29 protein-coding genes are annotated in these 24775 nt (G+C 71.9%); 15 read left to right on the plus strand and 14 right to left on the minus strand.

Going from position 1 to position 24775, the window contains the following annotated elements; genetic code table 11:
- The first annotated feature begins 94 nt into the window (after positions 1-94).
- Together QK442_RS31790 and QK442_RS31795 are read left to right on the plus strand one after the other, a co-directional pair.
- A complete protein-coding gene (locus QK442_RS31790) occupies positions 95-358 on the plus strand; it encodes a hypothetical protein (protein ID WP_282697565.1) in 264 nt (87 codons plus the stop codon).
- Positions 355-741 (plus strand): hypothetical protein, encoded by a 387-nt coding sequence (locus tag QK442_RS31795; protein ID WP_282697566.1) that lies wholly within the window; start codon positions 355-357, stop codon positions 739-741. The genes QK442_RS31790 and QK442_RS31795 overlap by 4 nt, the downstream gene beginning before the upstream one ends.
- A 202-nt stretch (positions 742-943) precedes the next feature.
- Here the strand turns inward: QK442_RS31795 and QK442_RS31800 are convergent, their stop codons facing one another.
- The 4 genes from QK442_RS31800 to QK442_RS31815 form a co-directional block, all read right to left on the minus strand.
- Entirely contained in the window at positions 944-1660 is a 717-nt protein-coding gene (locus tag QK442_RS31800; RefSeq protein WP_282697567.1) for a hypothetical protein, read from the minus strand.
- A 23-nt stretch (positions 1661-1683) separates the two neighbouring features.
- Entirely contained in the window at positions 1684-2358 is a 675-nt protein-coding gene (locus tag QK442_RS31805) for a pentapeptide repeat-containing protein (protein WP_282697568.1), read from the minus strand.
- Positions 2359-2594: 236 nt separating this feature from the next.
- Positions 2595-3707, minus strand: a complete 1113-nt coding sequence (amcB, locus tag QK442_RS31810) for a cyclophane-forming radical SAM peptide maturase AmcB (protein WP_282697569.1) — start codon at positions 3705-3707, stop codon at positions 2595-2597.
- A complete protein-coding gene (locus QK442_RS31815) occupies positions 3704-4063 on the minus strand; it encodes a hypothetical protein (protein WP_282697570.1) in 360 nt (119 codons plus the stop codon). Before QK442_RS31815 ends, amcB begins: the two co-directional genes overlap by 4 nt.
- 221 nt (positions 4064-4284) lie before the next feature.
- Between QK442_RS31815 and QK442_RS31820 the strand changes: the two genes are divergently transcribed.
- The 3 genes from QK442_RS31820 (at position 4285) to QK442_RS31830 (ending at position 6629) form a co-directional block, all read left to right on the plus strand.
- Positions 4285-5544 (plus strand): helix-turn-helix transcriptional regulator, encoded by a 1260-nt coding sequence (locus tag QK442_RS31820; protein ID WP_282697571.1) that lies wholly within the window; start codon positions 4285-4287, stop codon positions 5542-5544.
- Positions 5541-6092 carry a GNAT family N-acetyltransferase gene (locus QK442_RS31825; RefSeq protein ID WP_282697572.1) on the plus strand — a complete coding sequence of 184 codons (552 nt, stop codon included), beginning with the start codon at positions 5541-5543 and terminating at the stop codon, positions 6090-6092. The genes QK442_RS31820 and QK442_RS31825 overlap by 4 nt, the downstream gene beginning before the upstream one ends.
- Positions 6093-6155: 63 nt before the next feature.
- Positions 6156-6629, plus strand: coding sequence for a hypothetical protein (locus QK442_RS31830; RefSeq protein WP_282697573.1), 474 nt, complete (start codon positions 6156-6158; stop codon positions 6627-6629).
- A 28-nt stretch (positions 6630-6657) separates the two neighbouring features.
- Here the strand turns inward: QK442_RS31830 and QK442_RS31835 are convergent, their stop codons facing one another.
- Positions 6658-7032, minus strand: coding sequence for a helix-turn-helix domain-containing protein (locus QK442_RS31835; protein WP_282697574.1), 375 nt, complete (start codon positions 7030-7032; stop codon positions 6658-6660).
- A 780-nt stretch (positions 7033-7812) separates the two neighbouring features.
- Here QK442_RS31835 and QK442_RS31840 point away from each other — a divergent pair.
- The gene (locus QK442_RS31840; RefSeq protein WP_282697575.1) at positions 7813-8097 is read left to right on the plus strand and encodes a hypothetical protein; all 285 of its coding nucleotides are present in this window, start codon (positions 7813-7815) and stop codon (positions 8095-8097) included.
- Complete coding sequence (locus QK442_RS31845) at positions 8079-8492, plus strand: DNA-binding protein (protein WP_282697576.1); 414 nt, start codon at positions 8079-8081, stop codon at positions 8490-8492. The genes QK442_RS31840 and QK442_RS31845 overlap by 19 nt, the downstream gene beginning before the upstream one ends.
- A 181-nt stretch (positions 8493-8673) precedes the next feature.
- Here QK442_RS31845 and QK442_RS31850 read toward each other — a convergent pair whose 3' ends face one another.
- Positions 8674-9219: a GNAT family N-acetyltransferase gene (locus QK442_RS31850; protein ID WP_282697577.1), complete on the minus strand. Its 546-nt coding sequence runs from the start codon at positions 9217-9219 to the stop codon at positions 8674-8676.
- Positions 9220-9349: 130 nt separating this feature from the next.
- Positions 9350-9697 (minus strand): helix-turn-helix domain-containing protein, encoded by a 348-nt coding sequence (locus QK442_RS31855; protein ID WP_282697578.1) that lies wholly within the window; start codon positions 9695-9697, stop codon positions 9350-9352.
- 98 nt (positions 9698-9795) lie between these two features.
- Between QK442_RS31855 and QK442_RS31860 the strand changes: the two genes are divergently transcribed.
- Entirely contained in the window at positions 9796-10680 is an 885-nt protein-coding gene (locus QK442_RS31860; protein WP_282697579.1) for an NAD(P)-binding domain-containing protein, read from the plus strand.
- 24 nt (positions 10681-10704) lie between these two features.
- Here QK442_RS31860 and QK442_RS31865 read toward each other — a convergent pair whose 3' ends face one another.
- The gene (locus QK442_RS31865) at positions 10705-11319 is read right to left on the minus strand and encodes a hypothetical protein (protein ID WP_282697580.1); all 615 of its coding nucleotides are present in this window, start codon (positions 11317-11319) and stop codon (positions 10705-10707) included.
- Between QK442_RS31865 and QK442_RS31870 the strand changes: the two genes are divergently transcribed.
- Positions 11320-13158, plus strand: a complete 1839-nt coding sequence (locus tag QK442_RS31870) for an immune inhibitor A domain-containing protein (protein WP_282697581.1) — start codon at positions 11320-11322, stop codon at positions 13156-13158. It begins immediately after the preceding gene.
- A 39-nt stretch (positions 13159-13197) separates the two neighbouring features.
- Here the strand turns inward: QK442_RS31870 and otsB are convergent, their stop codons facing one another.
- From otsB to QK442_RS31885, 3 genes are all read right to left on the minus strand, one after another.
- Entirely contained in the window at positions 13198-14040 is an 843-nt protein-coding gene (gene otsB / locus QK442_RS31875; RefSeq protein ID WP_282697582.1) for a trehalose-phosphatase, read from the minus strand.
- 63 nt (positions 14041-14103) lie between these two features.
- Positions 14104-14355, minus strand: a complete 252-nt coding sequence (locus QK442_RS31880) for a DUF3263 domain-containing protein (RefSeq protein ID WP_282697583.1) — start codon at positions 14353-14355, stop codon at positions 14104-14106.
- 24 nt (positions 14356-14379) lie between these two features.
- The gene (locus tag QK442_RS31885; protein ID WP_282697584.1) at positions 14380-15663 is read right to left on the minus strand and encodes an extracellular solute-binding protein; all 1284 of its coding nucleotides are present in this window, start codon (positions 15661-15663) and stop codon (positions 14380-14382) included.
- 251 nt (positions 15664-15914) lie between these two features.
- On the opposite strand from QK442_RS31885, the gene QK442_RS31890 reads away from it, so the two are divergent.
- The 3 genes from QK442_RS31890 to QK442_RS31900 all read left to right on the plus strand — a co-directional run bounded on the left by QK442_RS31890 (position 15915) and on the right by QK442_RS31900 (position 19123).
- A complete protein-coding gene (locus QK442_RS31890) occupies positions 15915-16898 on the plus strand; it encodes an ROK family protein (protein ID WP_282697585.1) in 984 nt (327 codons plus the stop codon).
- Complete coding sequence (nagA, locus tag QK442_RS31895; protein ID WP_282697586.1) at positions 16898-18070, plus strand: N-acetylglucosamine-6-phosphate deacetylase; 1173 nt, start codon at positions 16898-16900, stop codon at positions 18068-18070. The genes QK442_RS31890 and nagA overlap by 1 nt, the downstream gene beginning before the upstream one ends.
- 123 nt (positions 18071-18193) lie before the next feature.
- Entirely contained in the window at positions 18194-19123 is a 930-nt protein-coding gene (locus tag QK442_RS31900; protein ID WP_282697587.1) for a 1-phosphofructokinase family hexose kinase, read from the plus strand.
- 3 nt (positions 19124-19126) lie between these two features.
- Here QK442_RS31900 and QK442_RS31905 read toward each other — a convergent pair whose 3' ends face one another.
- Entirely contained in the window at positions 19127-20140 is a 1014-nt protein-coding gene (locus tag QK442_RS31905; RefSeq protein ID WP_282697588.1) for a carbohydrate-binding protein, read from the minus strand.
- Between the two features lie 84 nt (positions 20141-20224).
- Complete coding sequence (gene cdgB, locus QK442_RS31910; RefSeq protein ID WP_282697589.1) at positions 20225-21889, minus strand: diguanylate cyclase CdgB; 1665 nt, start codon at positions 21887-21889, stop codon at positions 20225-20227.
- 492 nt (positions 21890-22381) lie between these two features.
- Here cdgB and QK442_RS31915 point away from each other — a divergent pair, with 492 nt between their 5' ends.
- Positions 22382-22960 carry a flavin reductase family protein gene (locus QK442_RS31915; RefSeq protein ID WP_282697604.1) on the plus strand — a complete coding sequence of 193 codons (579 nt, stop codon included), beginning with the start codon at positions 22382-22384 and terminating at the stop codon, positions 22958-22960.
- 27 nt (positions 22961-22987) lie between these two features.
- Here the strand turns inward: QK442_RS31915 and arfB are convergent, their stop codons facing one another.
- The gene (gene arfB / locus QK442_RS31920; RefSeq protein ID WP_282697590.1) at positions 22988-23416 is read right to left on the minus strand and encodes an alternative ribosome rescue aminoacyl-tRNA hydrolase ArfB; all 429 of its coding nucleotides are present in this window, start codon (positions 23414-23416) and stop codon (positions 22988-22990) included.
- 175 nt (positions 23417-23591) lie between these two features.
- Between arfB and QK442_RS31925 the strand changes: the two genes are divergently transcribed.
- Complete coding sequence (locus QK442_RS31925; RefSeq protein ID WP_282697591.1) at positions 23592-24167, plus strand: TerD family protein; 576 nt, start codon at positions 23592-23594, stop codon at positions 24165-24167.
- Positions 24168-24244: 77 nt separating this feature from the next.
- Positions 24245-24766: a GNAT family N-acetyltransferase gene (locus QK442_RS31930; RefSeq protein ID WP_282697592.1), complete on the plus strand. Its 522-nt coding sequence runs from the start codon at positions 24245-24247 to the stop codon at positions 24764-24766.
- Positions 24767-24775: the final 9 nt, after the last annotated feature.

Raw genomic sequence — 24775 nt, forward strand, 5'->3', positions numbered from 1 at the left:
GGCGCGGCCGCGTCCTCGTGCCGTCACCGCGCGCCCCGCCCATGCACCGGGATCAGGCGCGCGCACCCCGTATACGGCGCCGTATACTCGCGTCATGTCTGATGCGATGATTCGTGTGCCTGCCGAGGTGCGGGACCGGCTGGCGGTGATCGCGGAGTCGAGAGGGACGTCGATCCGTTCTCTGGTGCAGGAGTTCGCGGAATCGACGCTGACCGAGGAGGAACGCCGTGAACGCGCCGAGCGCACCCGGGCGTACCTCGCCGAGCACTTCGGTGTCGACGTGACCGAAGAAGAGAGCGCCGCCATGGGGGCCCGGCTCCGTGAGGCCTTCTCCCGGCAGCAGGACGCGGCGGCGTGATCCTGCACCACCTCGTCCTCGACGCGCCGACCCTGACGGCGCTCTCGGGAAACCGGCAGGTGTCCGCGCTGATCCACCGCGCCCACTTCGAGGCGGATACCCGCCTCTGGGTACCGGTGCTGTCGGCCCTGGAGGCCGACCGTGTCCATCCCGGGCTGGCCGAGCACATCGGCCAGCTCGACGTCGTCCACACCGTGGATCTGGACTACCCGGCCGTACTGGCGGTGGCCCAGTTGCACCGCGACGGCGTCCCGCCAGGCGTCGGCGCCGCGATCCACGCCGTCCGGCACCTACCGGAGTGGGGTGCGGACGCGCTGGTCGCCACCGTCGAACCGAAGGCGTACCAGGGACGGGGTACACCCGTGTTCGACCTGAACCGCTGATTCGCTCGTGCACTTCGCCGACCCTGATTCCGTGCCCTTTGCTCAAAATCGGCGTCTCCTGCATCGCGGACGGCCCTGGTGAACCCGGCCCGCGACGGCATGAACCTGGTGGCGAAGGAGATACCCGTGGTCTCCGAAGCAGGCTGCGCCCCGGTCCTGACGAACGCCGCCATAGGGGTCTGCGGAGCAATCGGTGCGGCGTTCAGACGAGCGAGGGCAGGACTTCGCGGTTCCAGTGCCCGAGCCAGAAGGCCACGGCGGACGGCTTGTCCTGGCCCTCGGTCGAGCCGTCGTGGAGCAGGTACTCGGTGGGGGCGATGTAGCCCTCTCCGGGAGCGAGGCGAATCCGGACGCACCAGTGGGAACGGCCGGCGGCGGCGTACGCGCGGTAGTCGTCGGTATGGGGGTACCGGCACTCGTAGGAATCGGGGTGGACGGCCCGGCACACGGCCTGTGCGTCGAGGGTCCCGAGCACGACGTACCGGTCGCCGGGGCCGAGGTTGAGGGCGAGTCGCCGCCTGCCGCTCGTCCTCCGGCCGTAAGCAAGCTTGTCCCAGTTGTCGAGGTGGAGGCCGAGCAGGCGTCCGTCCCGGTGGTTGTCCGTGGTGGTGCGCATTCCAGGCTTGGCAAGGGCCTGGCCGATGTACTCGGCGTGGTCGTCGCCCAGGGGCCTTGCCAGGTCGTCGAGTCCCCGGCCCGTCGGTACGGGAAGCCGGACGATCTCCACGAGCGTACTGGGCGGCGCCCATGCGGGAGCGGCCAGCATGTACCCGCCCGCCCTGCTCAGTGGCTGCCAGAAGCCGGACGGCGCCACGGCCCCGTCCTCGTACTCCGGATCGTCCTCGACCATGCGGACTGCGGCGAAGTCGCAGCGTGCGCGTAAAGCGCGCAGATCGTCGAAGGCGAGGTGCAGGGGCACGCGGGTCCTCCCGGTGGATGCGGTCAGTCGTCCCCGACCGTGATGTCGAGTTCGTTCACCAAGGCGTGAACGAGATCGGCTTGCCGGGTGTGGTCGATGCGGACCTTGGCCAGGTGCGCGACGCCTCGGAGCGTCGACAGGTCGTTGCCTCGCAGGTCCGTGTCCCGGTAGCGGCCGCCGCCGAACTCCGCAAGCCTCAAAGCGCAGTCGGAGAACACGACGCCGGACAGGTCGCAGTCGCTGAACACGGCTTCGGTGAGGACGCAGCCGGTGAACACCACCGGCCCGGTGGCGCGGATCCTGTCGAACGTCGCGTAGTCGAACCTGCAGTTCTCGAAGAGCACGTCGTCCAGCACCAGGCCGTCCAGTGCGGCGCCCATGAGCTTGCAGTCGCGGAGCACCACACGGGTCAGCCTGCTCTCGTTCCAGCGGACCGAGCGGAGATCGCTGCCACTGATCTCCACGTCGTGCAGGTTCAAGGTCCGGAACTCGACGCGCTGGGAGTGGACTTCGGCGATGCGACCGGTGATGAGCCGGGTGTCCGCCAGGTCGAGTGAGCGCAGGTCCGCGCCCTTGAAGGAGAAGTCCTGGACGATGCCGCGCGGGCTGTCGAGGGTGTCGATGTTCGCCAGGTACAGGCCGGGTTCGTCCAGGTCCGGGGTCGTCACGGTGACGTGCCCGAAGACGCGGGTGGCCATGGTGGTGCTCCGTTCTGTGGCGGGCCGGGGCGGCCCAGCGGAGTCGGCTGGACCGCCCCGTTGTCGGAGTCGGCCAAGGCTTCTTGCTCCAGTCGTCCCACGTGGGCCGGTTGTCGAAGGCCGGGGTGGGGTTGTCCCAGGTGGGCCGGTTGTCGAAGGCGGCCGGGGCGTGCGTCCCGGCGGCTTCCAGGAGAGCCCGGAAACCATGGGTCAAGTCCATCACGAGGGTGGTGGCGTCAGCGGGCATGCGTACGGAGATGGCGCGTCACTCCTTCCAGCAGGGCGATCTTGGCGGTGGTGCAGTACCGGGTCCTGGTCCCGTCCATCCGGCCGCCGTGCTCGAAGTACCGGTTGGCGGGGTGGGCCCCTCCGCAGAAGGCGAAGGAGGGGCATGCGGCGCGGCAGGCGTCCACGCCCTTCCAGAACTCGGAGATCCATGGGGTACGTTCCTCGGCCTCGGTCACGAGGACATCGAGGCCGAGGCGGAGCACGTTTCCGGTGGTGAAGTCGCCGAACCGGTCGTCGGTGAACCCGGCGAGCTCGGGGGAGAGCATGACCACACCGCCGTCGTACGCGACGGTGGGCAGCGGATCCCACGGAGCGGAGGCAGGGAGCGGGGCCGTCCCCTCGCCCTGGAGGACCGCGCCGGCGAAGTTCAGTACGCGCTGAAGCTCTCGCAGGCGTACGACCGGGTCGGCCCGCCAGGCGTCGGCGAGGGCGGCCCAGAAGTCGGCCGCGCGAGCGGTGTCGACCGCCCGTACCGAGAGGTTGACGCCCTCCTCCTCTTCGACGTTCACGCCGAGGGTGGTGACGCCGAGCTCGGCGAAGAACTCGTAGAACCGGGCGGCGTTCGCCGGATCGAGATCGGAGACGACCGCGATGGCGGAGAACGGGATGCCGTGACGACGCAGGCGGTCGATCCCGCGCATCGCCACGTGGAATCCGGGACGCCCGGCGAGGGTCACCCGGCGGGTGTTCATATCCGCGGGACCATCGATGCTGACTCCCACGGCCACGTCGTGCTCCAGCAGGAAGCCGCACCAGGCGTCGTCGACGAGAGCGGCGTTCGTCTGCACGGAGTGCTTCACGCCCTCGAAGGGCGCCATGAGCGCGGCCAGATGCTCACGCCCGGCGGCCAGGGGCTCGCCTCCGTGCCAGACGACCTCGAAGGCCGGGTCGTCGGCCGCCCACCCGTTGACCGACGCGGCCACCGCCCTGGCGACCTCCACCGTCATGAGGTGCTTCTTCTCCCGTAAGGGCAGGTAGCAGTAGGCGCAGTCCATGGGCAGGCACTGCGTCGTCGGCTGCATGACCACCGCGCGGGGGACGGCCGCGAGCCAGCGGTTCACCGGGCGGCCTGGATGTTGGCGACGGCCGTCGACCACTCCACACCGGACGCGGGGCGGATGTGGGCGACACGGACCACGCGTCCGTCGTCGTGCACTTCGTGCGTGACGGCCATGAGCTCGCCCTCGCCCTGGGAAGCGACGTCCCGCACCTGGCGCCCGAGCAGCGGATGCCGCTCGTACCCCGCGTGGTCGGGCTCCCCGTCAGGCTCCCCGTCGTCGAAGCGGTCCAGGAACCTCTCCCATCCCTCGGCCGCCCTCTCCCGCAGCTCACGACTCGGAATGCCGTACTCCGGCCTCGGTACACCGTGCTCGTGCCCGCTCGCTCCAGGCGTGCGATGAGGGAGGGAACTGTCCATCGTCTGCTCCTGCCGTCGATGTGTTCGGCCGCCGTCCAGGCTGGTAGGGGGAGCCTGCGCTGTTCGACCCACACCCGGACGGCGTGTGATCAGTCAACGGGCCGGTCCCGCATCGGAACAGGAAAGACCGTCGGCCGAAGCGCGGCACGCGACCGGAAGACTTTACGATCGCTTTGCGACTCTTCTGGCCCGGTGTACGAGTCGGGACTACGTTCTGTGTCGTGGCAGTCAACGCCGTGTTGAAGCAGCGGATGGCCGACTTAGGCATCACGCAAGAGGAGTTGGCGGAGCGGATGAACGCCGCTCTGCTGGAGATCACCGGCAGGCCCGGTGAGGTGTCGGACCGGACCGTGCGGAATCTGCTCAGCGGGGCCACCCGGCGCCCGATCGGTCGGACACGCAGAGCGCTGGAAGCGGTCTTCCGCTGCCCGTTGAAAGATCTGGGATTCGTCTCTCCCAGCATCACAGCACCGCCGGAGGGTCCAGTGGAACGCCGCCATTTCGTCACCGCCGGGCCTGCTCTGGCTCTCACCTCGGCGACCCTGGCCTTCGGTTCTCCTCGCCGCATTGGTGTCAGCGACATCGAACGGCTTCACCGGAGGTTCGCGGACGTCATCGCCAAGGACCACCGCCACGGCGGCCAACGCGCCATCGAGCACAAGGCCGCGACTCTGGCGGACGAAGCACTGGACCTGCAGAGGTCCGGCAGCGCCAGTCAGCGCATCCGAAAGCAGGTCTACGCCTCGGCTGCCGCGTTCCGGTCCTCGGCGATGTGGGCCGCCATCGACGGGCGTCGGTTCGAAGACGCCACCGGGCACATGCACATCGCCCAGCAGCTCGCCGAGATGGCCGGTGATCCGTACATCAAGTTCCGCATCTGGTCCCACGCGGGCACGATGTATCGGCACATGGGCCGCCCGGCAGACGCCGTCGCGGCCAACGACGTGGCGCGCAAGCTCAGCATCACCCGCCAGGACCCCATGTTCGCCTCCCTCGGCCTGGCCAGACAGGGCGCGATCCACGGGGCTGCCGGTGACGGCACGGCAGTCCGCCGCGCCTTCGACCAGGCACAGGACGCCATACTGCGCGCCGACCCGGAAGCCCAGCGCCCCGTCTGGATGAACGCCTTCTACGACCAGGCCGAACTCGACAGCCTCGCCATGTCCGCCTACCTCGCCCTCGGCGACTTCACGCGTGCCGAGGCTCACGGCCACCGCTGTCTCGCGGCTCTGCGTCCCCACATGCACCGGTCCAAGGCCATCGCCACGACCCGCATCGCGCGGGCACAGCTCGAACAGGGCGACGTGGAACCCGCCGTCGCGAGCGCCATGTCCGTCCCGGCCGACGCCGCGATCCGCCACCCCCGTGTCGCGGGGATGCTCCACGCCTTCGGCCGACGCCTGGAGGTCATCGCTCCCGGCACCGCCCTCGCCCACGCATGGGCCCAGTTCGCCCGTGACACCTGGAGGAAGCCCGAATGACCCCACGACTCCGCCGCTACACGAACACACCCGAGGACGTCGGCCTGGTCGTCGCTCCGCTGATCGCGGTGTACGCGAAGGTGCGCGAACCGCTGCTGCATCTGCCGAACTACGCGGTGCCGACCTTCGCCGAACGCCTGGAACGCCACAGCGGAGAGCCGGGGTTCGGGGCGGTGCTGGCGTTCGACGCCGAAGAGCGGCCGGTGGGCTACGCGTACGGCAACACCGTGGAGAGCGGTGACCGTTGGTGGACGAGGATGGGCGAGGTCGACACCGAGTTCACCGGCTCCCCGGCTCTGGCCCTCAAGGAGATCGGTGTGACGGTTCCCTACCGGGGCACCGGACTGGCACGCCGTATCCATGACGAGCTGATCGCCGGCCGCAGCGAGGCGCATGTGTCGCTCATGGTCAATGCGGCGGCAGGCGACGGCAAGGTCCAGCGCGTCTACGAATCCTGGGGGTACAGGGTGATCGGCACGAGCCGGCCGTCCCCCGAGTCTCCCCTTCTCTCCGCGATGATCCGCCCGACCGAGCTGCCGTCCTCGTAACGGCGGTCCGGCCGCCGTCGGACGTCTTCACGACGTCTGCCTCCGGCGAAGGGACATCACGCCATGCGTGTGGGAATCACCGGCCATCGCGGACTGAGCGCCGATGTGGAGCGGCGCGTCCGGGGACTCCTGGAGGCCGCCGTCAGGGCCTACGACCCCGCCGAGCTGATCGGCGTCTCCTGCATCGCGGACGGCCCTGACGCGTGGCTCGCCGAGTACGTCCTCGCCCACGGCGGCCACCTGGAGGTCGTCGTCCCGGCCGACGCGTACCGGGAGAACCTTCCGGCGGAGCACTGGCCGGTGTACGACCGGCTGATGAGCCACGCGGCGAAGGTACGCCGGACCGGCATGACGGTTTCCGACTCGGCCGCGCACATGGCGGGCAGCGAGATCCTCGTCGGCCTGGCGGACGAACTGCTGGCCGTGTGGGACGGCGAGCCCGCCCGGGGTTTCGGCGGCACGGCCGACGTGGTCGCCTACGCCGAAGGTACGGGCGTCCCCGTACGGCTCCTGTGGCCGGAAGGAGCGAGCCGCTGAGTACGGCGCCCGCGCGTTTCCCCGCCGCTCAGCTGTCGCCCTCGTCGCCGCCGTCGATGACGGTCAGCCCGGGGGCCTTCCCGGTGTACGGGTCGGTGCTGTCGGCGGGGATGTTCTGGATGGCCCGGCCCTGCGCGGCCCCGTTGCCGTTGAACACGAAGTCGGGGCGGAGGCGCCAGTCGCGGCCGTCGGGATAGATGAAACCGGCCTCGGCGAGCTGCTTGAGGGCCCGTGAGACCGACGACTGGGACATACCGACCTGCTCGGCGAACTTCGTCTGACTCTCCACCCTCACCAGGCCGTGATCCTTGCGGTTCTGGATGGCGCACATCTTGTGGAACAGCTTGTACGAAGCCGCGCTGAGATCGGCGTCTCCGAGCGCCCAGTGTGCCGCGTATCCCATAGTGGTGAACCCTCCTCCTCTGAACCAGAGGGCCACCGTGGCCGACACCGACGAGTGGACGGCGAGGTCGTTCACCTCACCGGTCGACCGGTTGACGGTCTTGATCAGGGTGACCCTTCGGCCTGCACGCACAGATTACCCCCACGGTTGAAAGGAGCCATCCAGAATCGGATACCGATCTCCACTCTACCCAATTCTGGGTAGCTCCGCCCAGTCCTAGGTAGAGCTTCTCGTGAAGTCGCAGGTCAGCGACCTGCTTAGCCCGCTCCGTCTTAAACCGGTAAGGCCACCCGCCGCGCGGGCGCGCCCCCGCCCACCCTCGCCGCGCGAATCCCTCCGCCGTCGCGGGCCGAGGGCGGTGTCGTCGAGGGAAGCGTGGCCGGGGCCGGTAGGTGGTTGCTGGGGGCCACGTGGCGGACGACCGTCCGGCTCTCCCGCCGCCGTGGTCGCTTGTCTTGGGCTGAGGTCCAGGCGAGTTTCAGGGAGTTGCTGCGATCGGTCGGATACGGAGGCGGGTGCGGGCGCGCGAGGAGGGGCGCCGGTGCGGTACGTACGAGCTCCGGCTCACCCGGCACCGCTCCCGCCGCCCCGTACCCCACCGTCCGCCCCGGTCGGTGCGGGTTCCACCGGCGGATGGCTCGGGGCGACGGCAGCAAGACGCGGGCCCAGAGGAACGCTGCCAGCCATCACGGCTCGTCCTGGCCCTCGAACAGTTCAGCCCTGCCGAGCAAGAACGCGGACCGGGTTTCTCGTTTCCTACTCGTTTGACAAACTAGAGGCATGTCCGAGACGACGTACAACATCGGTGAAGGGCCCGCGACGCGCGTCAGCCTCTCCCTGCCCGAAGGGACCGCGGAGGCCATCCGCGCCCGGGTCGGGAAACGGGAGTTCTCCGCGTTCATCGCCGCGGCCGTCGAGCGGGAGCTGCGCGGGCGCGTGCTGGACGAGTACCTGGCCGACTACGAGACCCGTAAGGGACCGGTCTCCGAGCAGGCGCGGCAGCGGGCACGGCAGGTGTTCGACGAGGTGTTCACCGAGGAAGACCAGTGGCCCGCCGCAAGCTGAGTCATGAGGGGACGCTCGTCCTCGACAGCGAGGGACTCTCCAAGCTGCTCGCCGATGACGAGACCGTGGTGGCCCTGGTGTCGGAGGCGCGCTCGCGGGGCATGGAAGTGGTGATCTGCGCACTCACCATCATCGAGGCCGTGCACGCCCGCACGGACAAGGCTCGGCTGAACTGGCTGCTGTCCGGCCTTCGCGTGATCCCCGTCGGGGACGAGGAAGCGAAGGCGGCCTCGGCCCTGTTGATGGGCGTCGGCCTGCACGGTCACAAGTACGCCATCGACGCGGCCGTGGCCGAGGCCGCCCTGCGGCAGCAGCGTCCCGTGGTCATGCTGACGTCCGACATCGACGACATGACCAGGCTTTGCGGCGACCGGGTCCGGCTCGTCGCCGTGTGAGGCACGCATCGGGCGACCGGGGGCGGTCCGGCTCGGCCGCCCCCGTGGGCTTCGGCGGTACCGTCGGCGTGGTGCGCCACGCCGAGCGTACGGGCGTCCCGGTGCAAGTCGTGCGGCCCGAGGGGACGAGCCGCTGCACGAACACACCTGAGGACCCAGGCCAGGTCATCGGCCCGCTCGGTCAGAGGCGGTCGAGGAGCATGAGGACCTCGTCCCTGTCGTCGTCGGGAGCGAGGCGGAGGGCGCCGGGCCAGCGGCCGACCTCGCGCCATCCGAGTGCGCCGTAGAACTTCTCCAGGCCTTCTCCTCCCCGGGCGGCGAGATGGAGCTGTTCGAGATCCAGCTCGTCGCGGGCGGTCCTCCGCAGCTCGCGCATGAGGGCGGAGCCGACTCCTTGTCCCCGGAACTCGGTGCGGGTCTGCAGGTGGTTGACCGTGCCCCAGTGCTCCACGAGCCGGTACGGGTCCCGGTTGAGGACGACCCATCCGGCGAGTGCGTCTCCGAATCGCGCGGTGATCAGGCGGCTGCGATCCGGGTGAAGCCGGTCGAGAATCCTGTCCATGACCGGTGCGACATCGCCGTCCTGGACGGGCGGGAAGGGAAACCCCGCGGCACCGCCCGCGTTGGTGACCGCTATCCAGCAGTCGATCAACTGGCGGCGGAGCCCGGAAGTGACCTCACGCCGATCGGTGACCTGCACGAGGTCCGGCACACGTTCGCTCGTCATGGAGGTGAGCATGCCAGGGGCCAAGGCCGAGCGTACGGGCGGCGTCCCGGTGCCGGTCTTCGCCGACGCCTGGAGCGTCACAGCGGAAAGCGGTCGGCAGGAGAGAGTTCACCGGCCCCGGCTCCGCCCCTCAGGAGGACGTCCCCTCCTGCCGCTCGCGACCCCAGGCCGCGAGGGGTTCCAGGGCTTCGTTGAGGCGGATGCCGTCCTTGGTGAGGGCGTACTCGACGCGTGGGGGCACCTCGTCGTACGCGACGCGGTGGACGATGCCGTCCGCCTCCATCTCGCGCAGGTGGGAGGCGAGGACCTTCTCGGTGATGCCCGGGAGGAGCCGTCGCAGTTCTCCGAAGCGGCGGTGCGGCTGCTCGTGGAGCGCCCAGAGGACGAGCACCTTCCACTTGCCGCCGATCACCTCCATCGCGGTGTCGATGCCGCAGACGTGTCCGCCGCCCGCCCTGGGCCGGTTCGGCGTCGCCATGCCCCACCCCCTCCTGACCTGCTCGCTCACTTCAGGGTAACCACCCACTTCGGAGTGGGTACTTGAGCAGGCCGGAGCCCTCGCACAGCCTTGGGGACATGACAGCGAACCCACTTCACAAGACCCCCGCCGCCCTCCTCGGTCTCGGCGCCATGGGTACCGCCCTCGCCCGCGCCTGGCTCGCCGCCGGGCACCCGCTCACCGTCTGGAACCGCACCGCCGGCCGGGCCGGGGCCCTGGCCGCCGAGGGCGCGTCGGTCGCCGCGAGCGCCGCCGACGCCGTCGCCGCGCACGGGCTCGTGATCGTCTGCCTCCTCGACGACGACTCGGTCGGCGCGGTCCTCGACGGGATCGACCTGACCGGCAAGGACGTCGTCAACCTGACCACCACGACCCCCACTCAGGCCCGCGAGCGGGCCGCCTGGGCGACCGCCCGGGGCGCCCGCTACCTGGACGGCGGCATCATGGCCGTCCCGCCGATGATCGGCGTCCCGGAGGCCGGGGGCTACGTCTTCTACAGCGGCTCGCCGGAGCTGTTCGAGGAGCACCGGGGGACCCTCGCCGCCCCGACCGGGGCCCGTTTCGTCGGCGCCGACCCGGGGCACGCCGCCCTCCACGACGTGGCCCTGCTCAGCGCCATGTACGGGATGTTCGCCGGCGCCGCGCACGCCTTCGCGCTGATCCGGAAGGAGGAGATCGATCCGGCCGGCTTCGCCCCGCTGCTCGCCGAATGGCTCTCAGCCATGGCCGGGCCGCACGTCGCGCAGACCGCGGACCAGCTGAAGAGCGGTGACTACACGACGAACGTGGTCAGCAACCTGGGCATGCAGACGGCGGGCACGCCCGCCTTCCTCGCCACCGCCGAACAGCAGGGCGTGAGCCCGGAACTGATCAGCCCCTACTTCGAGTTGATGCGCCGTCGCCTCGCGGAGGGTGCCCCGGAGGAGGACCTGACCGGTGTGGTGGACCTGCTGCTGCGGTGACGGCGGCCGTGCGGTGCGGGGACGTCAGAAGAGGGTGCGAAGCAGCATGCCCGGGATCACGTAGAACGTCAGGAGCCAGGCGGCCGTCAGGGTCACCGCCGTGCCCACGCAGGCTCCGAGGGTCAGCCACAGGGGCGCCCAGGCTCCGAGCAGGGTGTCCTTGTCCGGGGCTCCCTGGAGGTACCAGACGGTGCGGTACGGGAGGGGGGCCACGTTCGGGCCGCCTGCCGTGCGCGTGTGTTCGTGCTGACGTCCTGTCACGTCGGTGACCGCGAAGACGTGCTGGTGCACTCCCTTGGTGGTCTTTCTGCGGACGAACCGGGCCCGTACCCGCTTGCCTCGGCGCGCGATCCGCCACAGGAGCAGGAAGCAGCCACCCGTCATCGATCCGGCGACGCAGACGAAAGCACCGACGCCGCCGCCGATGAACGAGACGAGCAGGACGGCCAGGATCCCGATGAGCGGGTTCTCCCAATCGCCTGCCACGGTGCCGGCCGTGTACAGCGCGACGCCGTGGGCGGCGAGCAGCGCGAGTACGCCTCTGAGCACGAGCTGCGTCCGGGTGTAGCGCTCGCGCAGCCGCGGCTTCGCGCCGGACACCACGGTGTCGCGCGGCGGCGCGGCCGGGGCGGGCGGCACGTGCTGCCGCGGTACGGGGCTGCGCCGGGCCGGCGCGCGCGGGGGCGAAAGCGCGTCGGTGAGGACTGGGTCAAGGTCCCCGGCAACGCCTCCACCTACGGCGACAACTCCGTGGAGGACAACGGCGGTTCGTGGGCCTTCATCCAGGACACCGGCGACGCCTGGTGGGACGCGCAGATCGCGGCCGGCAAGACGCCCGCCGAGATCGACGCGTACCTCGCCCAGTTCGACGTCTGGGACCGCAACGACTGGGACCACGACGGCGACTTCGACGAGCCCGACGGCTACATCGACCACTTCCAGGCCGTCCACGCCGGCATGGGCGAGGACGCCGGCGGCGGCGCCCAGGGCGAGGACGCCATCTGGTCGCACCGCTGGTACGTCAACGGCGACGACTACGGCCTGACCGGACCCGTCGTGGCCGGTACGCAGAACAAGGCGGGCGGCGCCCGCATCGGCCAGTCCACGTACTGGCTCGGCGACTACACCACCGAGGGCGAGAACGGCGGACTCGGCGTCTTCTGCCACGAGTTCGGCCACGACCTCGGCCTTCCGGACTACTACGACACCAACGGCGGCGAGAACTCCACCGCCTTCTGGACCCTCATGAGCTCCGGCTCCTGGCTCGGTCACGGCGACGCCGCCAACGCCGGCATCGGCACCCACCCGGGTCTGATGGGCGCCGAGGAGAAGCTCTTCCTCGGCTGGCTCGACTACGCCGACGCCCCGCTCGGCTCCGACGGCACCCACACCCTCAGCCCGGCCGCCCTCCAGCAGGCCGGCAAGGCGCAGGCCGTCCGCGTCGCGCTCCCGGACAAGACCACCAGCACCACCTACACCACCCCGGCCTCGGGCACCGGCGCCTGGTGGACCGGCTCCGCCGACGGCCTCAACCAGTCCCTCACCCGCTCCGTCCCGGCCGCCTCGCGGATCACCGTGAAGGCGAGCGCCTGGTACGAGATCGAGGCCGACTACGACTACCTCTTCGCCGAGTACTCCCTCGACGGCGGGGCGAACTGGCTGCGCGCCGGCGCGGCCGTCGACGGCTCCTCGGCCGGCCGCTGGACCACCCTGCGCTACGCGTACGACGCCCAGGGCAAGCCCTCGCTCTTCCGCTTCCGCTACCAGACGGACGGCGGCGTCCACTTCGCCGGCGCCTTCCTGGACGACATCGCGGTCTCGTCCGGCGGTACGACGCTGCTGACCGACGACGTCGAGCAGGGCGCCAACGGCTGGACCGCGCAGGGTCGCTGGAAGATCTCCACCGGCACCGAGACGGTCACCTCCGCGCGCTACTACCTCCTGGAGAACCGCGAGTACGTCGGCGCCGACGCGCTCCTCGCCGAGGGCCCGTACCAGTTCAGCAAGGGCATCACCGCCCCCGACTGGGTCGAGTACTTCAAGTACCAGAACGGCATGCTCGTCTGGTACGTCGACCGGTCCTACGACGACAACAACGTCAGCGCCCACCCCGGCGCCGGCTCCGCCATGGCCGTCGACGCCCGCCCGACCCCCTTCCGGTACGCCGACGGCACCGCGCCCAGCAACCGGCGCCAGCCCTTCGACGCCACCTTCGGCCTGGAGGCCACCGACGCCACCTGCCTCCACAAGGAGGTCCTCGCGGGCAAGGGCAAGCAGCAGACCGTCCAGACCCTGGCCGCCTGCGCCCCGTCGGTGCCGGGCATCCCGGTCTTCGACGACACCGACCCGAACGCCTACTACGACACCTCGGCGCCGCAGGCCAGCGTCAAGGTCGCCGGGCACGGCGTGAAGGTCACCGTCACCGGCGACGCCGGCGACGACCTGACGATCAGCGTGAGCAACCCCGCCGCGCACTGATCGGTCACCGCAGCGGACGAGGGCGGTACGGGAGGGCGTTCAGTCCTTCCGTACCGCCCTCGCCAGTTCCGCGAGCAGCGCCACCACCCCCGCCGGGCCCTCCACCGACAGGTCCGCGCGCTCGGCGAGCTCCGGGACCTCGCTGGAGCCGGAGCAGACCAGCAGGCCCGGCAGGCCGTCGCCGCGCAGCTTCTCCACCGCCGCGAAGGCCGGCAAATCGCCCAGGTCGTCCCCCGCGTACAGGACGGAACCCGCGCCCCGCTCCCGTACGAACTCCGCCAGCGCCACCCCCTTGTCCATGCCCGGGGGCCGCAGCTCCAGGACCAGCCGGCCGGGCTCCAGGACCAGGCCGTGGGCGGCGGCCAGGTCGCCGAGGGGGCCCTTGAGGGCGTCGAAGGCGTCCTGCGGGGCCTGGGCACGGCGGGTGTGGACAGCGACCGCGCGGCCCTTCTCCTCGATCCAGACACCGGGCCAGGCGCCGTGCCGGTGGAGGAAGCCGGGGAGCTCGGCGCGGACGGCGGCGACACCGGGGTGCGGGGCGGGGGCCGTGACCGTACCGGTGACGGCGTCCCAGCGCTCGGCGCCGTAGTGGCCGAGGACGGTGAGGCGGTCCAGGCCGGGGACGCCGGCGAAACCGCCGTGGCGGACGGCGACCCCGGCGGGGCGGCCGGTCACCACGACGACGGCGGCCAGGTGCGGGGCGAGGGCGGCGAGCGCGGGGACGGCGCCGGGGTGGGCGCGGGCCTGCTCGGGGTCGGGGACGATCTCGGCGAGCGTCCCGTCGAAGTCGAGGGCGACGACGGCCTCGGAAGGACGCGCGAGGAGCGCGTCCAGGCCGTCGCGGCCGGCGGGTGTGGCCGGGTGCGGAAGGCTGCTGACCATGCCTCCGACCCTACCGAGGCGGCCGTCCGCCGTCAGCGTGGCCGGACTCACCCCCGGAGACGTTTACCGTCGGCGCTCCTTCGCCTGGCGGACCCGGCGCAGGCGGTTGACGGTCACCGGGTCGTGGGCGAGCGCCCGCGGGTCGTCGAGGAGCGCGTTGAGGAGCTGGTAGTAGCGGGTCGGCGAGAGGCCGAGTCCTTCACGGACGGCCCGCTCCTTGGCACCGGGGCCGGGCCAGGAGCGGCGCTCGACGGCGAGCACCGCCTGCTCCAGCTCCCCGAGGCCACCACTGTCCCCCGGCGTCTCTTCGGTCATACGGTCAACCTATATACAAGTGCGCTACTCCGCCGCCTCCGCCGCCGTCGCGGTGCGGGCGATGGCGTTGAGGACGTCGGCCGGGCGGCCGGTGGGGGTGACGGCCTTGCCGATGTCCTGCTTGATGGTCTCGCTGACCTTGGCCCAGGAGGTCTTGCCGACCGGCGGGAGCTGGGCGGTGGGCAGAGCCTTGAGGAACTCGTGCAGGGAGGCGTGCTCGGCCTCGCCCTGCATGCGGGTGGAGGCGCTGACGGTGACGGGCAGCAGGTCGTTGTCGCCGGCGAACTTCAGCACGTTCTCGTCGCTGAAGACGAAGTCGAGGAAGGCGCCTGCCTCCTTGCGGTGGCCGTTCTGCTTGAAGGCCATGATCCAGTCGGCGACGCCCATGGCCGCCTTGGCCGGTCCCTCGACGCCGGGCAGCGGGGCCTGGCCGACCTTGACGCCCTGCTTGGCGGCCTCCTGGAGGAGCGAGGGGTGGCCGTTGAGCATGCCGACCTCGCCGCGCGCGAAGGCGGCGAAGGCGGCCTTGCGGTTGAGCTTGCCGGGGGCGACGGGGCCGGTGAGGCCCTTGCCGACCAGCTCGTCCTTGAGCCAGGTGAGGGTCTCGACGTTCGCCGGGGAGTCGATGGCGTACCGGTCGGAGTCGTCGGTCCAGCCGCCCCCGCCGGCGAGCAGCCACATCAGGGACTCGGCCTGGGCCTCCTCGGGGCCGAGGGGGAGCGCGAAGGGGGTGCGGACGCCCTCGTCCTTGAGCTTCCTCGCGGCGGCGGCCAGCTCGTCCCAGGTGGTGGGGGCCTTGAGCCCGGCCTTCTCGAAGAGGTCGGCGTTGTAGAAGAGGGGGCGGGTGGAGGCGGCGAAGGGCAGCCCGTACTGGGTCTGGTTCCGTTCGCCGGCGTCGACGAGCGGCGGGAGGAAGTTGGCCTGGACGGGGATGCTGAGGAGGTCGTCGGCGGAGTAGAGCTGTCCGGCGGCCGCGTAGTCGGCGTAGGCGCCGATCTGGGCGATGTCGGGGGCCTGCCCGGCCTCGACCAGCTCGGCGACCTTGCGGTCGACGTCGTCCCAGGACTCGATCTGGACCTGGACCTTGATCCCGGGGTGGCTCGCCTGGAAGGCGGCGACGAGGTCGTCCCAGTACTTCTTGGTGGTGGTGCCGCCGGTGAGGTCGTAGTCGGCGGCGACCAGGCGCAGGGTCACGTCGCCGCCGTCACCGCCGAGGGTGCCGCAGCCGGCGACCGTGGCGGTCAGGCCCAGGGCGGCGGCGGCCGCGGTCAGTCCAAGGAATCGTCGCCGCTCCACGGCTTCATCCACCTTTTGCTCGTCATTGAGCGCTCGTCTTCGGGCAGCGGTGAGCTGCGTGTACCTATGGGGGAGAGGTGAAAGTCTCTCCCACCCCGGACAAGAGGTCTACACCACTTGGGTCTCACTTCGGCAACCCGGGTGGACCTTCGCCACAAAGCCCCCACCCTTCCCCCGCACCCCGCCCTCGAATTTGTATCCGAGCGCAACAATCCTCGGCAGTGGACTAGACCTTTAGGCGGGTCTCGCGCGAGACTGTTCCCGTGAGACACGTCATCGCCCTGGATGTGGGCGGCACCGGCATGAAGGCCGCCCTCGTCGGGGCGGACGGCACCCTGCTCCACGAGGCCCGCCGCGCCACCGGCCGCGAGCGCGGCCCGGAGGCCGTCGTCGAGACGATCCTCGCCTTCGCCGAGGAGCTCCGCGCCCTCGGCGAGGAGCGGTACGGCGAGCCCGCCGCGGCCGCCGGAGTCGCCGTCCCCGGCATCGTCGACGCCGACCGCGGCATCGCCGTCTACGCCGCCAACCTCGGCTGGCGCGACGTCCCCCTCCGCGCCCTCCTCAGCGAACGCCTCGGCGGCCTCCCCGTCGCCCTCGGCCACGACGTCCGCACCGGCGGCCTCGCCGAGGGCCGCATCGGCGCCGGCGACGGCGCCGACCGCTTCCTCTTCGTGCCGCTCGGCACCGGCATCGCCGGCGCCATCGGCATCGGCGACCGCATCGAGGCCGGCGCCCACGGCTACGCGGGCGAGATCGGCCACATCGTCGTCCGCCCCGGCGGCACCGACTGCGGCTGCGGCCAGCGCGGCTGCCTGGAGCGGTACGCCTCCGCCTCCGCCGTCTCCCTCGCCTGGGCCGAGGCCACCGGCGACCCCGGCGCGGACGCCGCCGACTGCGCCAAGGCGGTCGCGTCCGGCGACCCCGCGGCCGTACGGATCTGGCAGGAGGCGGTCGACGCCCTCGCCGACGGCCTGGTCACCGCCCTCACCCTCCTTGACCCCCGCACGCTCATCATCGGTGGCGGGCTCGCCGAGGCGGGGGAAACCTTGTTCACACCCCTTCGGGCCGCGGTGGAGGAACGCGTGACCTTCCAGAAGCTGCCCGCCATCGTCCCGGCGGCCCTCGGGGACACCGCCGGATGCCTGGGCGCGGGCCTCCTCGCCTGGGACCTGCTCGCCGACCAGAGCCCCCGGCACTCCCAGCACCCCGCCGACCCGCGCCCCACCGACCCGGAGGTTTCCGCCTGATGTCCGATCACAAGGTTCTCGCCGGCGCGCGCGTCGTGCTGCCCACCGGGATCGTCGAGAACGGACGCGTGATCGTCGACGACGGCGGCCGCATCGCGGGCAGCTCCCCCGAGGACGCCCCGGTGTTCGACCTCACCGGCCACTGGCTCGTCCCCGGTTTCGTCGACATGCACAACCACGGCGGCGGCGGCGCCTCCTTCACCTCCGGCACCGTCGAGGACGTCCTCAAGGGCGTCCACACCCACCGCCTGCACGGCACCACCACCACCGTCGCCTCCTTCGTCACCGGCGACATGGACTTCCTCGCCGCCCGGGCAGGACTCCTCTCCGAACTCGCCGAGCAGGGCGAGATCGCCGGCCTCCACTTCGAGGGCCCGTTCATCTCCCCCTGCCGCAAGGGCGCCCACGACGAGACCCTGCTGCGCGACCCGCACCCCGCCGACGTCCTCAAGCTGATCGACGCCGCCCGCGGCCAGGCCCGGATGGTCACCCTCGCCACCGAGCTGCCCGGCGGCCTCGACTCCGTACGCCTCCTCGCCGAGCACGGCGTCATCGCCGCCATCGGCCACACCGACGCCACGTACGAGCAGACGCGGGCGGCCATCGACGCGGGCGCCACCGTCGCCACCCACCTCTACAACGCGATGCCCGGCCTCGGTCACCGCGCCCCCGGCCCGATCGCCGCGCTCCTGGAGGACGAGCGGATCACCGTCGAGCTCATCAACGACGGCACCCACCTCCACCCGGCCGCCCTGGAGCTCGCCTTCCACCACGCGGGACCCGAGCGCGTCGCCTTCATCACCGACGCCATGGACGCCGCAGGGTTCGGCGACGGCCGCTACATGCTCGGCACGCTGGAGGTCGAGGTGAAGGACAGCGTGGCCCGCCTCGTCGAGGGCGGCTCCATCGCGGGCTCCACCCTCACCCTCGACCGCGCCTTCAAGCGCGCCGCCACCATCGACGGCCTCCCCGTCGAGGCGGTCGTCCAGGCCATCTCCGCCAACCCGGCCCGCCTCCTCGGCGTCTACGACCGGGTCGGCTCCCTGGAGCCCGGCAAGGACGCCGACATCGTCGTCCTCGACGAGGCCTTCGACGTGAAGGGCGTCATGCGCAAGGGCGAGTGGATCGTCGCCCCGCAGGGCGTGACCGCCCGGGTGCCGCAGACCGCCTGATCAGGGCGGAAAGGGGACGGCGAACAGGCTGGGGGCTGGGCCGATCGCCGTTCCTTTGGCATGATCGTGGCGCGTCACACGGCTGTCGCCACAAGGACTTACCGGAAGTACGGGGGTGAGCAGGTGATCCTCACGGTCACCCTCAACACGGCACTGGACCTCACCTACGAGGTGCCCGCCCTCGTCCCGTACGGCAGCCACCGCGTCGCCCGCAGCGCGGAGCGTCCCGGCGGCAAGGGGATCAACGTGGCCCGGGTGCTCGCCGCCCTCGGCCACGAGACCGTCGTCACCGGTTTCGCCGGCGGCCCCACCGGGGACCGGCTGCGCGCCCTCCTCGCCCCGCTCCCCCGGCTGACCGACGCGCTCGTCACCACCGGGGCGGCCACCCGCCGCACGATCGCCGTCGTCGACACCGGCGCCGGGGACACCACCCAGTTCAACGAGGCCGGCGCCGCCGTCACCCCCGAGGAGTGGGCGGCCTTCCGCTCCCGCTACGCCGAGCTCCTGGACGGTGCCGCGGCCGTCGCCCTCTGCGGCAGCCTCCCGCCGGGCGTCCACGTCGGCGCGTACGCGGACCTGGTCCGTACGGCCAGGGCCGCCGGCGTCCCGGTCCTCCTGGACACCAGCGGCGAACCGCTCCGCCGCGGCATCGCCGCCCGCCCCGACCTGGTGAAACCCAACGCCGAGGAACTCGCCGGCCTCACCGGCTCCCGCGAGCCCCGCCGCGCCACCCAGGACGCGCGCCGCCGAGGCGCCCACACGGTCGTCACCTCGCTGGGCCCCGAAGGCCTGCTCGCCGCCACGCCCGAGGGCCTCTGGCAGGCGACGCCCCCGGCCCCCGTCCACGGCAACCCGACCGGCGCGGGCGACTCCGCGGTCGCGGCCCTCCTGGCGGGCCTGGTCGACGGAACCCCCTGGCCCGCCCGTCTGGCGAGCGCGGTCGCCCTCTCGGCGGCGACGGTCGCGGCGCCGGTCGCCGGGGAGTACGACCCCGCCGTCTACGCGGAGCTGCTGCCGAAGGTGACGGTCACCGAGACGGGCGACGCCGGCTGAGGCTCAGCTGCCGACCTTGCCCTCCACCAGGTAGACCTGGTCGATGATCGCCTCGCAGGAGTTCCCCTCCTCGCAGGAGATCTTGAGCGAGTTGCTGCCCTTGTTGAGGGTGGCGTAGCCGTAGGTGGTGGTCCACCCCTTCTCCCAGTCGCCCTCCGCCGCGTTCGCCCAGTTCTTCATGTTGACCTTGTAGGGCGGCCGGTCGTTCACCGTCAGCATGGCGTCCGCGTCCTTGCCGGGCACGCTGTAGGTGATCTTGAGGGTGTAGTCGCCCGCCTCGGGCACGTCCACGGTCCAGCTCGCGGAGCCGCCGACGCCGTTGAGCGCCACGTAGGCGCCGTCCGGGCCCTTGCCGCCCTTGATGTCCTTGCCGATCGTGGCCGAACCGCCGAGCTGGAGGGTGGCCGCGTCCTGGCGGGGCAGTTCCGCCTTGGTCGGCTCGGTGGTCGGCTCAGTGGAGGCGCCGGGCTCCTGGCTGGGGGTGACCGGGGCCGTAGTGGCCGTGGGACCGCCTGCCCGCTCCTCCTCCTTCTTGCCCTTGCCGCCCGAATTGGAGATCACCGCCGCGGTGATGCCGATGACGACGACCGCGACGACCGCGACCGCGCCGATCAGCAGGCCCTTGGTGTTGGGCCCGCGGCCACCGCCGCGCGGACCCTGCGGGGGCGGGGACTGCCGGGGCGGCTGCTGCCCGTTCCCGTACGTCTCGGGCGCCGCGTACTGCGGATGCGGCTGCCCGTACGGCGCCTGCTGCTGCGGCTGTCCGTACGGCGCCTGCTGCTGCGGCGGCACGTACGGCTGGGCCGGCTGGCCCGGCTGCTGGCCGTACTGGCGCTCGCCGACCGTCCTGACCTGGTTGTACGAGGTTCGGGGCACACCCGGCTGCGCGGGCGCGGGACCCGGGTAGCCGTAGCCGCCGCCCTGGGGGGCGCGGCCCGACGCCTGGCCGTCCGCGTACAGATAACCGAACGGGTCGTCGTCCTCGGGCTTGTTCGCGCCGTCGTTTCCGGCAGCCATCCGGGTCATCCTCTCCATGCTCGCCAGCCGTCGCCGACCCGGCGAGCCTACCCCGAACGGCTGAAGCTCCTGCGCGGGGAACGATCACCCGGCCCGGCGCTGCACCTTGGCCCGGGACCGTTTCTCCAGGTACATCCGCTGGTCGGCGGAGTTCAGGACCTCTTCGACGGTCATGCCGCACTCGGCCCAGCCGATGCCGAAACTGGCCCCGACCCGGACCGCGCGGCCGTCCACCCGGATGGGCGGGATGATCGCGTTCCGCAGCCGGACGGCGAGGTCGGCGGCGTCGGCGGCGCCCAGGCCGTCGGCGAGGACGACGAACTCGTCACCGCCCAGACGGGCGACGGTGTCACCGTCCCGGACGCCGGTGGTGAGCCGGCGGGCCACCTCGATGAGGACGGCGTCGCCGGTGTGGTGCCCGAACCGGTCGTTGATCGACTTGAAGCCGTCGAGGTCGCAGAAGAGGACGGCGAGCCCCTTGGTGCCGTCGTCGACGGCCCCGCCGCTCGGCGCGACCAGGTGCACGTGGTGGTCGTACGCCCCGCCGCCGGCGGCCGGTTCGAACCCGAAACCGTGCTCGTGCTCGTGCTCGTAGCCCCCTTCGTAACCCCCCTCGTAGGGCCCTTCGTACGGGGTGCCGGGGCCCTGGTAGGCGCCGGTGTGCGCGGGGCGCTCGCAGATCCGGGCGGAGAGCCGGGAGCGCAGCTCGGCGCTGTTGGGCAGGCCGGTGAGGGCGTCGTGGGAGGCGCGGTGGGCGAGCTGGAGCTCGTGCCGCTTGCGCTCCTCGATGTCCTCGACGTGGGTGAGGAGGAAACGGGGCCCGTCGGCGGTGTCGGCGACCACCGAGTTCCGCAGGGACACCCACACGTAGGTGCCGTCGCGCCGCCCGAGCCGCAGCTCGGCCCGGCCGCCCTCGGCGGAGGTGCGGAGCAGGGTGCCGATGTCCTCGGGGTGGACGAGGTCGGCGAAGGAGTAGCGGCGCATCACGGAGGAGGGGCGGCCGAGGAGCCGGCAGAGGGCGTCGTTGGTACGGAGGAGGCGGCCGTGCTGGTCGCCGCCGAGCTCGGCGATGGCCATGCCGGAGGGGGCGTACTCGAAGGCCTGCCGGAAGGATTCCTCGCTGGCGCGGAGCGCCTGCTGCTCGCGCTCCAGGCGGATCAGGGCGCGCTGCATGTTGGAGCGGAGCCGGGCGTTGCTGATCGCGATGGCGGACTGGGAGGCGTACATCTGGAGGGCTTCCTGCCCCCAGGGTCCCGGGTGCCGGCCGTTGCGCGGGCGGTCGACGGATATGACGCCGAGGAGCTCCCGGCCGGTGCCGGAGGCGTACATGGGGGCGTAGAGGCGGTCGTGGGGGTGCCACTCGTCCTCGAAGCGGGGGGCGGGCCCGTCGGTGTGCCACTGGGGGACGTCGTCGTCCATCAGGACCCAGCCCTCGGTGTGCGGGATGAACCGCAGGTCGCCCCAGCGGACGGCCATGGACAGGCGGCGCTCCCAGGCGTCGCGGGAGCCGACGCGGCCGGTGATGAGGGCTTCGGCGGCGGCGTCCCCCGCGAAGGCGGCGACGACCAGGTCACCGTCGGGCCGGACGAGGTTGACGGCGGCCAGCTGGTAGTTGAGACCGGCGACGACGCCGTCGGCGACGGTCTGCAGGGTGTCCGCCAGGCTGCGGGCGGTGTTGAGGTCCGCCACGACCTGATGCAGCTGCCGCAGGGTCGAGAGACGGACGTAAGGCTCCGACTCGGTCTCCATCGCTCGCTCTCCCCGAGACCTCGACAGCAACTCCAGGGTTCTCATCGGCTTCGTGCTGCACTGTCCCCGCCACTGAATCACAGCGAGCTGCGCACCCGGTACACAGGGTCAACAAATAGTGCCCTCTGTGACTCAAGTCACAGCACTGCATGGCTGGATTCGGCGGGTCGGAGGTGACCGGCGGAGACGCCGCGCCCTCGGTGGGGGCGGGGGTGGCGAGCGTACGGCTCCGGGAGCCGGGGTTCCAGACCCCGGGGCGACGGCGCTACGGCTCCGAGGGCGGGGGGCGGACGGCGGGGCGGTGACGGTACGGCTCCAGGGGCGGGGCTCGGACGCCGGGGCGATGACGGTACGGCTCCGAGGGCGGGGCTCGGACGCCGGGGCGATGACGGTACGGCTCCGAGGGCGGGGGTCCTAGGACCCCCGCCGGGCGCCGGTCTGGTCCCCCGGCCCGATGCGGCACGCCCGGCCCGCGTCTAGCGTGCAGACGTGCTGCAGAAGACTCCGGCCTCGCCGCCCGTCACGGACCTCGCCCTCCCTCGCGCCGGGGCCGTCCCTCATGCTGAGGGAGTGAGCGCAGACGAGTTCCGGGCGGCCATGTCCCGCCTCGCGGCCGGCGTGGTCCTGGTGACCGCGCACGATCCCGACGACGGCCCGCGCGGCGAGGACGTCGGCATGACGGCCACCGCCTTCCTCTCCGTCTCCCTCGACCCGCCGCTGGTCCTGGTCAGCCTGCGCAACGGCTCCCGGATGGACGACCTCCTGGAGGAGGTCCCGGTCTGGGCGGTGTCGGTGCTCGCCGAGAGCCAGCGGCACGTCGCGGGGCGCTTCGCGATGAAGGGCCGGATCTCGGACCGCCTCCTCTTCGCCGACGTGCCGTACACCCGCGGCGAGGAGAGCGGCGCGCCCCTGATCGGCGGGGCGCTCGCGACCCTGGAGTGCCGCACCGAGAGCCGGGTGGTGGCGGGCGACCACACCCTGGTGATCGGCCGCGTCCTGACGGTCGGCCTGCCCTCCCCCGACGGCGGACCGCTCACGTACTTCCGCGGCCGCTACCGCCGCCTGGGCTGACCGCACGGCACCGCACGGCTCAGGCGGTCAGCCCCAGTCGCGGCCCTGGCGGCCGCGCTTGGTCTCGGCGCGCTGCTTCTTCTCCCGCAGCCGGCGCTCGTTGATGCCGCGCGGGATGCGGGTGGCCTTGCGGGGCTTCGGCGGCGGGGCCGTCGCCTCGGCGAGGAGCGCGGCGAGCCGGACGGCGGCCGTCTCCCGGTTGCGCCACTGGGAGCGGTGCTCCGAGGCCCGTACGGTCAGCACGCCGTCCACCAGCCGGGAGGCGAGCCGTTCCAGGGCGCGGGACTTCCACACCTCGGGCAGCGCCTCGGTCGCGGCGAGGTCGAACCGCAGCTCGACGCGGGAGTCGGAGGTGTTCACGTGCTGGCCGCCGGGACCCGAGGAGCGCGAGAAACGCCACTGGAGCTCGGCCTCGGGAAGCGAGACGGAGCCACGGATCTGATACGGACCTGACATGCCTCCATGTTCCCCGCGGCGGGTCCGGACCGTCATCCCGTTTTCACACGCCCTGTTTTCACGTTCACACGCCCTGTTTTCACGCGCCGGGAACCACGGGGCGCCGTCCCGCGTTTCTCCCGGCGACGACCACACGCGACGTGACCGCGTGTGCACCGCGAGGAAAGGGACTTCCATGGCTGTGAGCCTCACCAAGGGCGGCAACGTCTCCCTCACCAAGGAGGCGCCGGGCCTGACCGCCGTCACCGTGGGCCTCGGCTGGGACGTCCGCACGACGACCGGCACCGACTTCGACCTGGACGCCTCCGCGATCGGCGTCGACGGCACCGGCCGGGTGGCCTCGGACGCCCACTTCGTCTTCTTCAACAACAAGGCGACCCCGGACCAGACCATCGTCCACACGGGTGACAACCGCACCGGCGAGGGCGGCGGCGACGACGAGCAGATCAACGTCAACCTGGCGGCCCTCCCGCCGAACGTCGACAAGATCGTCTTCCCGGTCTCCATCTACGACGCGGTCTCCCGCTCGCAGAACTTCGGCCAGGTCCGCAACGCGTACATCCGCATCGTGAACCAGGCCGGCGGCGCCGAGATCGCCCGCTACGACCTCTCCGAGGACGCCGCCACCGAGACCGCCATGGTCTTCGGCGAGCTCTACCGCAACGGCGCCGAGTGGAAGTTCCGCGCGGTCGGCCAGGGCTACGCCTCCGGCCTGGAGGGCATCGCCCGCGACTTCGGCGTGAACATCTGACGCACCCCGGCAGAACCGCGGGGCCCCGGCCGGGTTTCCACCCGCCGGGGCTCCGCCCCTGGCCCTACCCTTGCCGGGTGATCGTCGAGACCCTCGCGCCCAAGGCCCTGGAGGACGGGGCCGCGCTGCCCGGCCCGCTGCTCACCGAACTCACCGCGCTGTACGCGTCGAACCGGGAGTTCCACCAGCTCAGCGGCGACTTCCCGGACCCGGACGACATCCGGCCCGAGCAGGTCGCGGCCACGCTCGCCGCCGAACTGGCCGAGCCGTCCGCCGAGGTGCTGCTCGCCCGCTCCGAGGGCCGGCTCGTGGCCGTCGCCGTCACCCTGGCCCACCACCCCGACCCGGCCGACCCCGACCCGTGGCTGGGCCTCCTGATGGTGCACGGCGACGAGTGGCGCGCGGGACACGGCCGCCGCCTCGCCGGACACGTCGAGGACGGCTTCCGCGCGGCGGGCCGCACCGGCCTGAAGCTCGCCGTCCTGGAGAACAACCCGAGGGCCCTCACCTTCTGGACCTCCCTCGGGTACGAGGAGATCGCCCGCCGCCCGGACCGCGCCCACGGCCGCCCGTGCACGATCCTGCGCAAGCCCCTCTAGAAGCAAGGC

This window comes from Streptomyces sp. CC208A (assembly GCF_030010625.1).
Lineage (GTDB): Bacteria > Actinomycetota > Actinomycetes > Streptomycetales > Streptomycetaceae > Streptomyces.

Coding starts and splice junctions, on each gene's coding strand:
- QK442_RS31815 (WP_282697570.1), bottom strand. CDS start 4,063: ATGGACAGTTCCCTCCCTCATCGCACGCCTGGAGCGAGCGGGCACGAG.
- otsB (WP_282697582.1), bottom strand. CDS start 14,040: ATGGTCAGCAGCCTTCCGCACCCGGCCACACCCGCCGGCCGCGACGGC.
- QK442_RS31905 (WP_282697588.1), bottom strand. CDS start 20,140: ATGGCTGCCGGAAACGACGGCGCGAACAAGCCCGAGGACGACGACCCG.
- QK442_RS31830 (WP_282697573.1), top strand. CDS start 6,156: ATGCGTGTGGGAATCACCGGCCATCGCGGACTGAGCGCCGATGTGGAG.
- QK442_RS31850 (WP_282697577.1), bottom strand. CDS start 9,219: ATGACGAGCGAACGTGTGCCGGACCTCGTGCAGGTCACCGATCGGCGT.
- QK442_RS31835 (WP_282697574.1), bottom strand. CDS start 7,032: ATGGGATACGCGGCACACTGGGCGCTCGGAGACGCCGATCTCAGCGCG.
- nagA (WP_282697586.1), top strand. CDS start 16,898: ATGTCCGATCACAAGGTTCTCGCCGGCGCGCGCGTCGTGCTGCCCACC.
- QK442_RS31840 (WP_282697575.1), top strand. CDS start 7,813: ATGTCCGAGACGACGTACAACATCGGTGAAGGGCCCGCGACGCGCGTC.
- arfB (WP_282697590.1), bottom strand. CDS start 23,416: ATGTCAGGTCCGTATCAGATCCGTGGCTCCGTCTCGCTTCCCGAGGCC.
- QK442_RS31860 (WP_282697579.1), top strand. CDS start 9,796: ATGACAGCGAACCCACTTCACAAGACCCCCGCCGCCCTCCTCGGTCTC.
- cdgB (WP_282697589.1), bottom strand. CDS start 21,889: ATGGAGACCGAGTCGGAGCCTTACGTCCGTCTCTCGACCCTGCGGCAG.
- QK442_RS31880 (WP_282697583.1), bottom strand. CDS start 14,355: ATGACCGAAGAGACGCCGGGGGACAGTGGTGGCCTCGGGGAGCTGGAG.
- QK442_RS31790 (WP_282697565.1), top strand. CDS start 95: ATGTCTGATGCGATGATTCGTGTGCCTGCCGAGGTGCGGGACCGGCTG.
- QK442_RS31825 (WP_282697572.1), top strand. CDS start 5,541: ATGACCCCACGACTCCGCCGCTACACGAACACACCCGAGGACGTCGGC.
- QK442_RS31805 (WP_282697568.1), bottom strand. CDS start 2,358: ATGGCCACCCGCGTCTTCGGGCACGTCACCGTGACGACCCCGGACCTG.
- QK442_RS31855 (WP_282697578.1), bottom strand. CDS start 9,697: ATGGCGACGCCGAACCGGCCCAGGGCGGGCGGCGGACACGTCTGCGGC.
- QK442_RS31925 (WP_282697591.1), top strand. CDS start 23,592: ATGGCTGTGAGCCTCACCAAGGGCGGCAACGTCTCCCTCACCAAGGAG.